Below are 14,076 nucleotides of genomic sequence, written 5' to 3' on the forward strand. Positions count from 1 at the left end.
CGCCCCTAGCCCATCGGACGGTAGTGGCCAAGGACCCAGGCCAGCTGCGGGAACCACTCCTGAAGCCGTGACCTGGGCTTGGCCTCCACCACGCACTCGTAGAACCGGCCGTCCATGTGGACCACGGAGACCATCAGGGCCTTGCCGTCGGGGCTCGCCCGGTAGTGGACGCTGCGGATCTCCGGCCAGCGGAACTCGATCGTCTGGCCGGACGACTCGAAGGCGACGCCGGTCGCGTCGACGACGACCGCGCTGCGCTTGTCGACGGCGAGGAAATCCGGTCCGGCCGGGGCCGGTTGCCGGGATGGGGTCTGGGCGTACGGGGCCACGGGTGGTGCGGGCGGGTACGGGGAGGGCGGGGGCGCGTAGGAGGGCTGCGCGGGCGCGTACTGCGGCGGGGGCGGGCCGAAGCCGGGGCCGGGTGGTGGAGGTGGCTGCTCGGTCATCCGTCGATTCTCCCTGCCTAGAAGAACTCCCCCCACGGCTGGTCCCAGACCTGCTTCACGCACAGGACCAGGAACAGCAGGCCCGCGATGGCGAGCATCGCGTTGCTCACCGGGCCGTTGCGCCACTCCCTGGGCGTACGGGAGGAGTTCAGCAGCCAGATCAGGGTGCCGGCGAGGAAGGGCAGGAAGGCCGCGCCGAGGACGCCGTAGATGATGATCAGGCGGAAGGGCTGGCCCTCGAAGAGGAGGATCATCGGCGGGAAGGTCAGCCACAGCAGGTAGGCGCGGAAGGGCCAGGAGCGCTCGCGTTCGCCCGAGGCGACCTCCTCGCCCTTGGCCTGGCGCGTGCCCGACAGCCGGGCCACGAAGTCGGCGAACATCAGGCTCACGCCGTGCCAGACGCCGATCAGCGAGGTGAACGACGTGGCGAAGAAGCCGACCAGGAAGAACTTCGCCGTCGCCGCGCCGTACTCCGCCTCCAGGATGTCGCCCAGCTGGATCAGGCCCTTGTCGCCGCTCGCGATCGCGACGTTCGCCGAGTGGAGCATCTCCGCGCCGACGAAGAGCATGGCGATCACGAAGATGCCGGTCGTGGCGTAGGCGACGCGGTTGTCCAGGCGCATGACCTTCATCCAGCCGGTGTCGGTCCAGCCCTTGGCGTTGACCCAGTAGCCGTACGCCGCGAGCGTGATCGTGCCGCCGACGCCGCCGATCAGGCCCAGGGTGTTGAGGATCGAGTCCTTCTCGTCGGGCAGCACCGGGAGAAGACCGGCGAAGGCGTCGAGGAGGTTCGGGGTGACACGGATCGCCAGATACACCGTCACCACGAACATGACGCCCACCAGGACCGTCATGACCTTCTCGAACACCGCGTACTTGTTGAACCAGACGAAGACCAGACCGACCAGACCGCAGGCGATGCCCCACCACTTCAGGTCCATCACGTCCGGGAACAGCGCCTGCAGCGGCAGCGCGCTCGACGACATCGCCGCCGCGCCGTAGACGAAGCCCCAGACGACGACGTACACGGCGAAGAACCACGTGGTCCAGCGGCCGAGGCTCGCCCAGCCGTCGAACAGGGTGCGCCCCGTGGACAGATGCCAGCGGCCCGCCGCCTCGGCCAGTGAGATCTTCACGAGGCAGCCGATGATCGCGGCCCACAGGAGGGTGTAGCCGAAGTTGCTGCCCGCGATGAGGGTGGCGACCAGGTCACCGGCGCCGACACCGGTCGCCGCGACGACGATGCCCGGACCGATGTACTTCCAACTCGCCTTACGGGGCCGAGGGGGCCGCTGGGCTTCGTTCTCCGTGGTGTTTCCCGTGGTGTCCGCCATGCTGGTCAAGAAACATCAAAGAGGCCAGGCCGACAAGAGGGCGTGAGGCAATCGGCTGAGGGGCGCGGGGAACCGCGCACCCAGCCCCCACAGACCCGCGGCCCGGGAACAGGCCAAGGCGGCTGTGACAAACCGCCATGGCCCACCCGGCGGAGCGTCACGGCTGTCGCCGACCACAGCCGTCCGCTCCGCACGTACCGAGCTCGAACCACACGGTCTTGCCCGGCCCGTCCCGGTGGCAGCCCCAGCGCTGGGCGAGCGCGTCCACCAGGAACATCCCGCGGCCGCTCTCCCCGGTGTCCGCGTCCAGCACCCGCGGCACCCGGCGCGCCTCGTCGGCGACCTCGCAGCGCAGGACGCCGTGCGCGGCGAAGAGGGTCACCCGGAAGCGGCTCTCGGCGTGCACCAGGGCGTTGGTGGCCAGTTCGCCGACGAGCAGTTCGGCCACGTCCGCCACCTCACCGCGCTCGGCGAGCCCCCAGCCTTCCAACTGCCTGCGGACCTCAGCGCGTGCCTCGCGGACGGCGGAGGGCCGGGGCGGGTACTCGACGCTCAGATGGCCCGCTCCCAGGGGTGGCTGGGGGAACGGACCGTACCGTGCCTCGGGGTCCGGGAGGTGGCGCCCGGAGAGTTGCAGCATGGGTCCAGGGTGATCCACGGGGGTGGTCCGGCGCAGGGGGAGGACTACCCGATCCCCTACCTGCTTGTGCAGGTCACGCGTACTGGAGGCGGACCGTGGCCCCCTCGGTGTCGTCGCGGATGTCGACGTACGCGCACACCTGACGCGCGTACCACAGGCCCGGTCCGGGTTCCGGGCCGGTGACGGGTGGCGGGACGAAGCCGGCGAGCGGGTCGTCGATACGGCGGGCCGAGCGGAGTTCACAGACGCAGGCGGGTGCCTCGCCCCACAGCAGGGCGGTGCCGTCGAGGGGGGCCAGGGCCGCCGCCGTCTCCGCGACGGCCGTGGCGAACAGTTCGGCGTCCGCGGCGGGCAGTCCCCGGTCCTGGGCCCAGCACTGGACGGCCCCGGCGTGCGGCTGCGCGAGGCGCCGCGCGCCGACCGGGGGCAGCGGCAGCGGTACGGCGTCGAGTTCGGCCGCGAGCCGTACCGGGTCCTCGTAGACCTCCGTGTCGGGGTGGGTGCGGCGGGCCGCGGCGACCACGGCGGGCCCGGCGGTGCGGGTGTCGTAGGCGCACAGGGCGGTGGTGGCCATAGGGGCGAAGAGGGGGTTGGCGAGGGCCTCGTAGCGGATCCACTCGGTGGTCTCGCGGGTCGAACGGCCGGCGCGGCCGCTCCACACGGGCTCCATGAGGAGGTGGATCCGGCCGCCCGGGCCGGCGTGGGCGGCGAGGTAGGCGGCGGCCCTGGCGACGGCGTTGGCGGCGGAGCCGGTGTACCAGTCGGTGTGCGCGATGCAGGTGATGTCCTTGACGTCGCCGCCGAGGGCGTCCCGCAGCAGGTCCAGGTTGCGGGGGTCGGCGATGGCCACGGGCGGTGGTTCGCCGGGGGCGGCGAGGCCTTCGCCGAGGAAGGGCAGGGCGGCGGCCACGAAGTTCTCGTCGGAGTCGAAGACGGCCATGCGGTGGTCGAACGGGGCGGGTGCGGAGGGCTGTTGGACGGTCATGTGTTCCCCTCGGGAGACGGGTGGGTGTTCCGGTGCGGGAGGGTCAGCGCTGCGCCGTCACCCAGGCGGCGATCTGGCTGCGGTTGCTGAAGCCGAGCTTGCTGAGGATGCGTTCCACATGGCCTTCGGCGGTGCGGCGGGCGATCACCAGGCGGTCGGCGATCTGCTGGTTGGCGAGGCCCTCGGCGACGAGCCGGGCGACCTCGGACTCGCGGCGGGTCAGGCGGACCGTGGCGTCCTCGTGCGGGGCCGGGGCGTCTCCGGGGCGCGGGCGGGCCGGCTCCTGGAGCGCCTGGCCGACGAGTTCCGCGAGGCCGAGGCCGCCGCCGCGCCGGTGGGCCCGGTCGAACGCGTCCCGTCCCAGGGCGCGGCAGGCCCGCTCCTCGCTGTCCCGGCGTACGGAGTTGAGGGTGTGCGCGCCCCAGCGGCCGGTGTCGATGTCGGCCCAGACGCGGTCGGCGCCGCCCATCAGCAGGGCCGCGTGCCGGTGGGCGCCGCGTTCGGCGGCGATCGACGCGAGCAGGTCGAGGGTCAGGGCCATGCCGATGATGTCGTGGACGGCGTGTTTGAGCCGCAGGGCCTCGCGGGCGTGCCGCTCGGCCCGGGGCCAGTCGCGGCGCACGGTGTGCGCGAGGGCGAGGATGCGCAGCACGTACGACCGTACCCACTGCTCGCCGTGCCGCTCGCACAGCCGCAGGGCCTGCTCGCAGACCTCGACGGCCCGGTCGGCCTCGCCCAGGAAGCCCAGCGCGCAGGCGAGTTCGACCTGGTCGAGGCCTACGAGGCTCAGGTGCTGGCCGGGTACGGGGCCGCGGGCGACGGTGGTTTCGAAGTGCGTCAGCGCGCCGGGCAGGTCGTCGCCGAACAGCCGGATGACGCCGATGACGTACTCGGCGTGGGCGGCCTCGGCGGTGTCGCCCAGGGCACGGGCGAGGGCGAGGGCGTCCGTGGCCTGGCGGTGGCCCCGGGGGAAGTCCTGGGTGGTGGCGGCCAGCAGCCCGGCGACCCAGAGTCCGCGGGACCGTTCCCGGGTCGGTTCGGGGCTCGCCGCCAGGGCCCGTTCGAGCCAGTACAGGCCCTCGCGGGGGGCGCCGCAGGCGTGCCAGTAGAACCAGAGGGCGCCGGCGAGCCTGAGTCCGGCGCGTTCCTCGCCCGGGGTGGACAGGCTGAAGTCGAGGGCGGCGCGCAGGTTGTCCCGGTCGGCGCGCAGCCGGGCGACGGTCTCCGGCTGCCCCGGCCCGAACCAGCCCCGCTCACACTCCTCGGCCTGCCACAGCATCCGGTCCCGCTGCCGCCTCCGCGCGGCCCCCTCCTCCCCCACCGTCCGCCGCAACCGCTCGAGCCCGTACTGCCGCAGCGTGTCGAGCATCCTGTACCGCACCCCACCGGGCCCCGGCTCCCGGCACAGCACGGACTTGTCCACGAGCCCGGCTACGCCGTCGAGGACTCCATCGGCACGGAGCGCGACGGGTCCGGACCCGTCATGCCAGTCACCTACGGCGGCCCCGGATTCCCTTGCAGGGGGCGCGGCGGCACCGCCGGGGTCGGGCGCGGCCGGAGACAGTGGCACACCGCAAGGACACGACACGGGCGAGGACAACGTCGCACCGCCAGAGCCGGGGGCGGCCAGGGACGGTGACACACCGCCAGGGCCCGACACGCCCAGGGACAGCGGCACACCGCCCGGACACAACACGGGCGAGGACAACATCGCACCGCCAGGGCCGGGGGCGGGCGATGCCAATGTCGCACCGCCCAGGCCGGGCACGCCCCGAGACGGCGACACACCAACGAGGCCCGACACGCCCAGGGACGGTGACACACCGCCAGGGCCGGGCACGCCCAGGGACAGCGGCACACCGCCCGGACACAACACGGGCGAGGACAACATCGCACCGCCAGAGCCGGGGGCGGGCGACGCCAATGTCGCACCGCCCAGGCCGGGCACGCCCCGAGACGGCGGCACACCAACGGGGCCCGACACGCCCAGGAACGGTGACACACCGCCAGGGCCGGGCACGCCCAGGGACAGCGGCACACCGCCCGGACACAACACGGGCGAGGACAACATCGCACCGCCAGGGCCGTCACCGGCGCGGGGAGCGGCCAGGGGGTAGCGGCGTGGTACGGGTCGCGGCGCGATGCCGCCGGCCGGGCCGGGGTCGGTGCCGAGCGGGGGCAGGGTCGTGCGCCCCGTGAGCGCCGGCGCCGGGGGAGGACGCTCTCCGGCCGCCACTGCCCGCACGGCCACGTTGGCGAAGCCTGCCGCGTCCTCCGACAGGAGAACCCCGGCCGGTGCCGAACCCGTTCCCCACCCGGCGTCCCCCTCCCCCGTGTCGTCCGCGCACACCGCCTCCGCCGTCTCCAGGTCGAAGCTGGCCGCCAGGACCGACAGGCGGGCCCAGACCACCTGCTCGGGGCCGGTGCACAGGTCGTGGGACCAGGCGACCGCTGCCCGCAGGGTCTGGTGGCGGGGCAGGGCCGCGGGGCTGCCGGTGGTGAGGAACCGGTAGCGGTCGTCGAGGCGGTCCAGGAGCTGGTCGACGTCGAGGACGCGCATCCGGACGGCGGCGAGTTCGATGGCCAGGGGCAGGCCGTCCAGGCGGCGGCAGAGGCGGGCCACGGACGCGAGGTTGCCGGGGGTGAGGCGGAAGCCGGGGACGACGGCGGCGGCACGGTCGGCGAAGAGGGTGAGGGCCGGATACCCCTCGGCGGCGGACAGGTCGCCGTCCGGGTCGGGCACCGGCAGCGGCCGTACCTCCAGCAGATGCTCCTCGGTGAGGCCGAGCCGGTGCCGGCTGGTGGCGAGGATCCGGACACCCCCGGTGCCGTGCAGCAGGGCCGCGGCCAGCTGGGCGCACGCGCCCGCCAGATGCTCGCAGTTGTCGACGACGAGGAGCAGCCGCCGGTCCCCTACCTGCTCGACGAGGGCGTCCAGCGGTGGCTGGGCGGAGTGGTCGTGCAGCCCCAGCGCGTCGGCGGCGGCGAGCGGGACGAGCGCCGGGTCGCGCACCCCGGAGAGGTGCACGAAGCGCACGCCGTCCGGGAAGGCGCGCCGCACGCGGGCCGCGATGCGCGCGGCGAGCCGGGTCTTGCCGACGCCGCCCGGTCCGGTCAACGTCACCAGCCGTGCGCGGGCCAGCAGTTCGCGGCCTTCGGTCAGTTCGCCACGCCGGTCGACGAAGCTGGTCGTCTCGGCCGGTAGCTGGTTGTCCCGTCGTGGCGCTGATCCGCCCATGATCAGCCAGTCCTCTGGGGGTGTGGTCCGAGGATCCGGACAATCCGGCTCCCCTTGCGCGGGTCCTCACTCTCTCCCCTGGCCTACCTATATGCACGCGCGCGTCACACCCGTGGGTGTACTTCGCCCGTGACACCTCGACGGCCACGCCGCGCGCGTACACTGCGCGACCGTTTTCAGTCTTGACCTGCTCATGCCATTGGCAGAACGATGTGCGCCACCCGCACTACGTACGTCGCACGGAACAACCCCACCTCCCACAAGGAGATTTCATGCGACTTCGCATACGAGGCTCCGGGGCCGGCACCGGCAGACGCACCGCCGCCCTCGCCGCCCTTCTCGCACTCGCCCTCGCGGCGCCCCTGTCCGCGACGGCGCCGGACGCCACCGCCGACAGCGCGCCCAAGGCGGCCCCTTCGGCCGACGACGTCAGGCAGTACGAGGTCCATCTGCACGCGACGGCCAAGGACCGCACGGCACTTCAGCGCACCGGCGTGACCGTGGACGAGTCCCACGGGCACGGTGTCGTCGTCTCCGGACGCGCGGACCAGATCAGGAAGCTGCGCGCGCTGGGCTACGAGGTCACCGCGCTCGGCGCGGTGCCCGACCGGTCCGCGGGCGAGGACGACGTCCGGATCCTCGACTTCCCGTCCGCCGACTCGCGCTATCACAACTACGCGGAGATGACGACCGAGATCAACTCGATCGTCTCGGCCAACCCGTCGATCGCGAGCCGGCGCGTGATCGGCAAGTCGTACCAGGGCCGGGACATCGTCGCCCTCAAGATCAGCGACAACGTCGCCACCGACGAGGCCGAGCCGGAGGTGCTGTTCACGCACCACCAGCACGCCCGCGAGCACCTGACCGTCGAGATGGCGCTCTACCTGCTGCGCGAGCTGACCTCCGACTACGGTTCCGACTCCCGCGTCACCAACATGGTGAACAACCGCGAGATCTGGATCGTCCCGGACGTCAACCCGGACGGCGGCGAGTACGACATCGCCACCGGGTCGTACCGCTCGTGGCGCAAGAACCGCCAGCCCAACTCGGGTTCGTCGTACGTCGGCACGGACCTGAACCGCAACTGGAACTACCGCTGGGGCTGCTGCGGCGGCTCCTCCGGCTCGGCGTCCTCCGACACCTACCGGGGCACGGCGGCGGAGTCGGCGCCCGAGGTGAAGGTCGTCGCCGACTTCGTGCGCAGCCGGGTCGTCGGCGGGAAGCAGCAGATCAAGGCCGGTGTCGACTTCCACACGTACAGCGAGCTGGTGCTGTGGCCGTTCGGCTACACGTACTCGGACACGACGACCGGGATGACCGCGGACGACAACGCGGCGTTCAAGGCGGTCGGGCAGAAGATGGCCGCGAGCAACGGCTACACGGCGGAGCAGTCCAGCGATCTGTACATCACGGACGGGTCGATCGACGACTACCTCTGGGGCACGCACAAGATCTTCGGGTACACGTTCGAGATGTATCCGAGGTCCGGTGGAGGTGGGTTCTACCCGCCCGACGAGGTGATCGAGCGGGAGACCTCTCGTAACCGCGATGCGGTGCTGCAACTGCTGGAGAACGCGGACTGCATGTACCGGTCGATCGGCAAGGAAAGCCAGTACTGCGCCTAGTCGGCGCCTTCCTCGAAGTAGGCGTCCAGTACCGCGTCCAACTGGCTGTCCCACTCCGTGAAACGGCTCCTGGCCGGTGCTTCGATCTCGATCGGGTACCAGCGCCGGTCAGGGGTGTGGACGGTGACGGTGTAGCGCTTGCCGAAGCGGGCGGTCTCCGTCTCGACCGCGCCGATCTCGTCCCAGCGGAACTCGCACTCCTGGTCGTCCAGGGAGAGGCGTACGCCTCTGTGGTCGGCGACCAGTTTCGCGCGGCGGTCGGACGCCTCGAAGACGGGACCGCCTTCCGGTGCGGCGTCCTCCACCGGCTCGGGGGCGGCCTCTTCGGCCCCCTCGGCTTCCTCGGTCTCCTCCGTGTCGTCGGCGGCTTCGGCGTCTTCGGCTTCCGCGTCCTCGGGCTCCTTCTCCGGCTCCTCGTCCTTCGTCCGTCCGGACGCGGGTGACGTGAGCCCGGGGATGAAGGCCGGGTCGAATCCGGCGCCTTCCAGGGGCTGGCTGCTCGAACCTATGCGCTGCTCCACAGCGGAGCAGTATGGTCGACAAACCTGTGCCGCACACAACCAGCCCCAGCATCGTTATCAGACGCCTACATGCACCGACGGGCCCCTAGACGAACAGGCTCAGCACCGCGGCCACCACGAATCCCGCCACCGACAGCACACTCTCCAGCACCGTCCACGACTTCAGGGTGTCGCGCTCGCTGATGCCGAAGTACTTGGCGACCATCCAGAAGCCGCCGTCGTTGACGTGCGAGGCGAAGATGGAGCCGGCCGAGATGGACATGATGACCAGGGCGACGAAGGCCTGGGAGTGGTCGCCCTCCGACAGCAGCGGCGCGACGATGCCCGCCGTCGTGACGATGGCGACCGTCGCCGAGCCCTGGGCTACGCGCAGGACCACGGAGATCAGGTAGGAGAGGACGATCACCGGCAGGCCCACGTCGTTGAACGTGTCGGAGAGGGCCTGGGCGACGCCGCTGGCCTTGAGCACGGCGCCGAAGATGCCGCCCGCGCCGACGACCAGCAGGATGTTGCCGACCGGCTTGAGGGACGCCGTGGACACCGTCTCCAGGGACTTGCGGGACCAGCCGCGCCGGATGCCGAGCAGGTAGTACGCGAGGAACAGGGCGAGTGTGAGCGCCACGAAGGGGTTGCCGAAGAACTCGATCACCGAGCGGAGCGTGGAGGGGTCCAGGGCGATCGAGGAGAAGGTCGCGGCCAGGATCAGGACCAGCGGGGTGCCGATGATGCCGAGGACCGTGCCGAGGGAGACCGGCTGCTCGCGCGGCTCCGTGCCGGTCGCCCGCTGCTCGTCGAGGACCGCCTGCTTGGCCTCTTCGGCCGCCTCGACCATGTCCTGCGGCACGGCGACGAAGATGCGGCGGCCGATCCACGCCGAGTACGCCCACGCGGCCAGCACGGCGGGCAGTCCGCAGACGATGCCCATGAGGATGACCCAGCCGAGGTCTACGTTGAGGAGACCGGCCGCGGCCACCGGGCCGGGGTGCGGGGGCAGGAACGCGTGGGTGACGGAGAGGCCCGCGAGCAGGGGCAGACAGTAGAGCAGGATCGACTTGCCCGAGCGCTTGGCGGCGGCGTAGACGATCGGTGCCAGGACGAAGATGCCGACGTCGAAGAAGACCGGGATACCGAAGATCAGGCCCGTGAGGCCCATGGCGAGCGGGGCGCGCTTCTCGCCGAACAGTGCGAGGAGGCGACTCGCCAGTACCTCGGCGCCTCCGCTGACTTCGAGGATCGCGCCGAGCATGGTGCCCAGGCCGATGATGATCGCGACATGGCCGAGGATGCCGCCCATGCCGGACTCGATCGTGGAGACGGCGTCCGACTTCTGGACCGTGCCGAAGAGTTCGGTGACCGACAGTCCGGCCGCGAGGCCGACGGCTATGGAGACCGCGAGCAGCGCGACGAACGGCTGGAGTCTCATCTTGATGATGAGGAAGAGCAGAAGCCCGATGCCGAGGGCGGCGGTGAGCAGCAGTCCGGCCGTGCCGTCCACGAGGAGGAGCAGGCCTCCGGTGTGGGGTGGGGTCTCGGCAGGGGCGGACGCGGCGAGTGGAAGGGACATTGGGGGGTCCTCTACTTAAATGCATGCGGTTTCGGGGTAGGGGGGAGCGCGGCGCGGCGCACCGGTGGCGCCGCGCCTGGACGAGCGAGGTGGGGCGGAGGGTCAGCCGAGTACGGCCAGCGCGTCGATCTCGACGAGGAGACCCGCGGGCAGGCCGACGTAGACCGTGGTGCGCGCGGCGGGCGGCTGGGTCAGGCCCTGCTCCTCGAAGTACGCGTTGTAGATCGCGTTCATCTCGGCGAAGTGGTCGACGTCGGTGAGGTAGACGCGGATCATCATCACGTCGTCCCAGCCGGAGCCGCCCTCTTCGAGGATCGCCTTGACGTTGGCCAGGGTCTGGAGGGTCTGCTCGCGCAGAGTCGGCCCGGCGGGCGTGGGCGCCTTGCCCTCCTCGGCGGGCAGGAAGCCGACCTGGCCGGCGACCTGGAGGATGTTGCCCTTCCTCACACCGTGCGAGAACTTCGCCGGCGGGGTGGTGTGGGTCTTCGGGGTGAGTGCGATCTTGTCCGTCATACGGTGCCCTTCACTGGTGTCCTGCCGGAGTACTCGCCGCTGATGGCGTCCGCCGTACGGCGCACCAGCGGCAGGAGGGTGAGGAGTTCGTCGGCGGTGACGACGACGTTCGGCGCGGAGACCGACATCGCGGCGACGACCCGGCCGTCGGCGCCGCGGATGGGCGCCGCGACGCAGTTGATGGACTCCTCGTGGCCGCCGAGGTCGGTGGCCCAGCCCTGTTCGCGCACCTTGTCCAGCTCGCGCAGGAACGCGCCGGCGTTGGGTGTCGAACGGGCCGTGTACGTGGGGTAGTCGAGCTTCTCGGCCACGGCCCGCCGCTCGTGCTCGGGCAGGTCGGCGAGCAGCAGCTTCGCGACCGCGGCGACGGTGATGGCGACGGGCTTGCCGATCCGGGAGTACATCCGCACGGGGTAGCGGCTCTCGACCTTGTCGATGTAGAGGACCTCGTTCTCCTCGTACACGGCGAGGTGCACGGTGTGGCCGCAGCTCTCGTTGAGGCGGACCAGGTGAGGATGGGCGATCTCGCGGACGTCGAGGTTCTCCATCGCTTCCTGGGCCAGCGCGAAGAGGCGGGCGCCGAGGCGGTAGCGCTGGTCGGACTGACGGTAGACGAGGCCGTGCTCGTGGAGGGTGCGCAGCAGGCGCAGGGCCGTGGACTTGTGCACGCCGAGGCGGTCGGCGACCTGCCCCAGGTCGGCGGGGCCCTCGGCGAGCAGCGGCAGGATGCTCAGCGCGCGGTCGACGGTCTGGCTCATGGCGTACGTACCTCCTCGTCGGCCCGCTGTGCCTCCGCGGTCCAGCCCGGGCCGAGTCGCAGTCTCCCCCATGCCGCGTCGTCCAGGGCGGCGAGCCGGTCGGCGTGCTCCCGGGAAGGGGGTGTGGCGTGGTCGCCGGGGACGGTGAGCGCGGCGGCGGCCATCAGATGCCCGTGCCGCAGCCGGTCCCGGACGGGCAGTGCGCGCAGGGTGGCGGAGAGGAACCCGGCGGCGAAGGCGTCGCCCGCGCCGACCTCGGCGACGACGTCGACCCGCGGGGCGGGGACGAAGGTGACGTCCCGCTTCGCGAAGACGGTGGCTCCCGCTGCGCCCTGCTTGACGACCAGCACGTCGGGTTCGGGGAGGGCGGCGCGGACGGCCTCGGGGCTGTGCAGCCCCCAGGCCTCGTCCTGTCCCACGAAGACGAGGTCGGCGCCCCGCGCGAGGTCCCGCAGCACCCGGGGTGCGTCCGTGTCGCCCCAGAGTCCGGGCCGGTGGTTGACGTCGAAGGAGACCAGGGGGCGGCCGGGCCGGCGGGCGGTCAGCTCACGCATCAGCTCCAGGCAGCTCGCGGAGAGCGCGGGCGTGATCCCGGAGAGGTGCAGCACGCGCCCCGCGCGCACCGCCGCCGGATCGGGGTCCGTGACGCTCATCGCGGACGCAGCGGAACCGGCCCGGTAGTACGCCACCTCGTGCGCGTCGGTGGCCCGGTCCCCGGCGGTGCGGAAGTAGATGCCGGTGGGGCGGCCGGGGTCGCGCCGGACGTGTGCCACGTCGACCCCGTACCCGCCGATCGCCTCGACCAGGTGATCACCGAAGGGGTCGTCGCCCACCCGGCTCACCCACCGCACGGAATGCCCGGCGGCGGCCAGCACGCACGCCACGTTCGACTCCGCCCCGCCGATGCCCCGGTCGAAGGAGGGCACGTCGGCGAGCCGCCCCGGCCGGGAGGGCAGGAACGTGACCATGGACTCGCCGAGCGCGACGACGTCCACGACGTCGGGGGCGTTGCAGGGTCCGGTGGGGGTCACGATGCTCGTAGCTCCTCGTCGGGTCGGTCGGTGGCCGTTTCATTGACCGGGGGTGGCCGAGATGTTAGACAGCGTTCAGCGACATACGCAATGCACATTGCAGATAATGCAACACAGCTGATCAGGAGGCTCCATGACAGCCGACACCGCCGCCGAGTCCCTCGCCCGGCTCGCCGCAGAGCGCGTCGATCACCGCTTCAAGGGCCTCCCGCCGGACGCCGACGGACTGACCGTGGGCGAGCTGGCCGACCAGCGCCGCAGCCTCTTCACCGGCGGCTTCGCCACACCCGTGCTCGCGCTGTCCGCCGAGCGCCTGGAGCACAATCTGAAGCTCATGGAGACGTACGCGGCCCGGCACGGCCTGGCCTTCGCGCCGCACGGCAAGACCTCCATGGCCCCGCAGCTGTTCCAGCGGCAGATCGAGCACGGGGCGTGGGGCATCACGCTGGCGGTCCCCCACCAGGTGCGGGTGGCACGCGCGTTCGGGACCCGGCGGGTCTTCCTCGCGAACGAGCTGGTCGACGCGGCGGCCCTGCGCTGGGTCTCCGCAGAGCTGGACGCCGACCCGGACTTCCGCTTCGTCTGCTACGTCGACTCCGTGCGCGGGGTGGAGCTGATGGACGCGGCCCTGAGCGCTTCCGTGCGGCCGGTGGACGTCGTCGTCGAACTCGCCGCCGGGGAGGGCGCCCGGACCGGGGTCCGCACGGAGGCGGAGTGCGCGGCGGTCGCGGACGCGGTGGCGCGCACGCGGACCCTGCGCCTCGTCGGTGTCGCGGGCTACGAGGGCGAGGTGCCGAAGGCCGACCCGGAGCGGGTGACGGCGTGGCTGCGGCGGCTGGTCGCGCTCGCCGCCGGCTTCGATGGGGCGGGGCGCTTCGAGGGCGTGGACGAGATCGTCGTCAGCGCGGGCGGCAGCGCCTGGTTCGACGCGGTCGCCGAGATCTTCGCGGAGATCCCCGGACTCTCCCGTCCCGTGCTGAAGTTGCTGCGCTCGGGCGCCTACGTCTCGCACGACGACGGCCACTACCGCAAGCTGACCCCGTTCAACCGGGTCCCCGAGGAGGGCGCTCTGGAGCCGGCGTTCCGCCTGTGGACGCAGGTGGTGTCGCGGCCCTGTGCCGAGCAGGCCTTCGTCAACGCGGGCAAGCGGGACGCGGCCTACGACCTCGATCTGCCCTTCGCCCAGGTGATCCGCCGGGACGGCGCCGAGCGCCCGGCCACCGGGGTGTCGGTGACCGGCCTGTCCGACCAGCACGCCTGGCTGAGCACCACGCCGGAGGCGGATCTGGAGGTCGGTGACTGGGTCGGTCTCGGTCTGTCCCATCCGTGCACGTCGTTCGACAAGTGGCAGCTGATCCCTGTCGTGGCGGCGGACGGCACGGTCGTCGACTACGTCCGCACGTTCTTCTAGGAGGCCCGCG

The 14,076-nt window shown here is 72.0% G+C and carries 12 protein-coding genes; 2 read left to right on the forward strand and 10 right to left on the reverse strand.

Annotation, left to right across the window (positions count from 1 at the left end; all coding sequences use genetic code 11):
- Nucleotides 1-5: 5 nt before the first annotated feature.
- The 5 genes from ACZ58V_RS03645 to ACZ58V_RS03665 all read right to left on the reverse strand — a co-directional run bounded on the left by ACZ58V_RS03645 (nt 6) and on the right by ACZ58V_RS03665 (nt 6,643).
- Entirely contained in the window at nt 6-446 is a 441-nt protein-coding gene (locus ACZ58V_RS03645; protein WP_471288127.1) for a hypothetical protein, read from the reverse strand.
- A gap of 17 nt (nt 447-463) precedes the next feature.
- Nucleotides 464-1,780, reverse strand: a complete 1,317-nt coding sequence (locus tag ACZ58V_RS03650) for an Nramp family divalent metal transporter (RefSeq protein ID WP_468187583.1) — start codon at nt 1,778-1,780, stop codon at nt 464-466.
- Between the two features lie 157 nt (nt 1,781-1,937).
- Nucleotides 1,938-2,420 carry an ATP-binding protein gene (locus tag ACZ58V_RS03655; protein WP_468187581.1) on the reverse strand — a complete coding sequence of 161 codons (483 nt, stop codon included), beginning with the start codon at nt 2,418-2,420 and terminating at the stop codon, nt 1,938-1,940.
- A 73-nt stretch (nt 2,421-2,493) separates the two neighbouring features.
- Complete coding sequence (locus ACZ58V_RS03660) at nt 2,494-3,405, reverse strand: anti-sigma factor RsbA family regulatory protein (RefSeq protein WP_468187579.1); 912 nt, start codon at nt 3,403-3,405, stop codon at nt 2,494-2,496.
- Nucleotides 3,406-3,448: 43 nt separating this feature from the next.
- Entirely contained in the window at nt 3,449-6,643 is a 3,195-nt protein-coding gene (locus ACZ58V_RS03665; RefSeq protein WP_471288128.1) for an ATP-binding protein, read from the reverse strand.
- A 272-nt stretch (nt 6,644-6,915) separates the two neighbouring features.
- Between ACZ58V_RS03665 and ACZ58V_RS03670 the strand changes: the two genes are divergently transcribed.
- Nucleotides 6,916-8,268 (forward strand): M14 family metallopeptidase, encoded by a 1,353-nt coding sequence (locus ACZ58V_RS03670; protein ID WP_471288130.1) that lies wholly within the window; start codon nt 6,916-6,918, stop codon nt 8,266-8,268.
- On the opposite strand, the gene ACZ58V_RS03675 is transcribed toward ACZ58V_RS03670, so the two are convergent.
- The 5 genes from ACZ58V_RS03675 to ACZ58V_RS03695 all read right to left on the reverse strand — a co-directional run bounded on the left by ACZ58V_RS03675 (nt 8,265) and on the right by ACZ58V_RS03695 (nt 12,655).
- A complete protein-coding gene (locus ACZ58V_RS03675; RefSeq protein ID WP_468187573.1) occupies nt 8,265-8,789 on the reverse strand; it encodes a hypothetical protein in 525 nt (174 codons plus the stop codon). The genes ACZ58V_RS03670 and ACZ58V_RS03675 overlap by 4 nt on opposite strands.
- An 85-nt stretch (nt 8,790-8,874) precedes the next feature.
- On the reverse strand, nt 8,875-10,353 hold the full coding sequence (locus ACZ58V_RS03680) for a GntP family permease (protein ID WP_468187571.1): 1,479 nt from the start codon (nt 10,351-10,353) through the stop codon (nt 8,875-8,877).
- A gap of 102 nt (nt 10,354-10,455) precedes the next feature.
- Nucleotides 10,456-10,866: a RidA family protein gene (locus ACZ58V_RS03685; RefSeq protein ID WP_432965788.1), complete on the reverse strand. Its 411-nt coding sequence runs from the start codon at nt 10,864-10,866 to the stop codon at nt 10,456-10,458.
- A complete protein-coding gene (locus ACZ58V_RS03690; RefSeq protein WP_189722953.1) occupies nt 10,863-11,624 on the reverse strand; it encodes an IclR family transcriptional regulator in 762 nt (253 codons plus the stop codon). The genes ACZ58V_RS03685 and ACZ58V_RS03690 overlap by 4 nt, the downstream gene beginning before the upstream one ends.
- Complete coding sequence (locus ACZ58V_RS03695) at nt 11,621-12,655, reverse strand: sugar kinase (RefSeq protein ID WP_471288132.1); 1,035 nt, start codon at nt 12,653-12,655, stop codon at nt 11,621-11,623. The genes ACZ58V_RS03690 and ACZ58V_RS03695 overlap by 4 nt, the downstream gene beginning before the upstream one ends.
- A gap of 133 nt (nt 12,656-12,788) precedes the next feature.
- On the opposite strand from ACZ58V_RS03695, the gene ACZ58V_RS03700 reads away from it, so the two are divergent.
- A complete protein-coding gene (locus tag ACZ58V_RS03700; protein WP_468187566.1) occupies nt 12,789-14,066 on the forward strand; it encodes an amino acid deaminase in 1,278 nt (425 codons plus the stop codon).
- The last annotated feature ends 10 nt before the right edge of the window (nt 14,067-14,076 follow it).

Source organism: Streptomyces sp. NPDC040589, assembly GCF_055594445.1.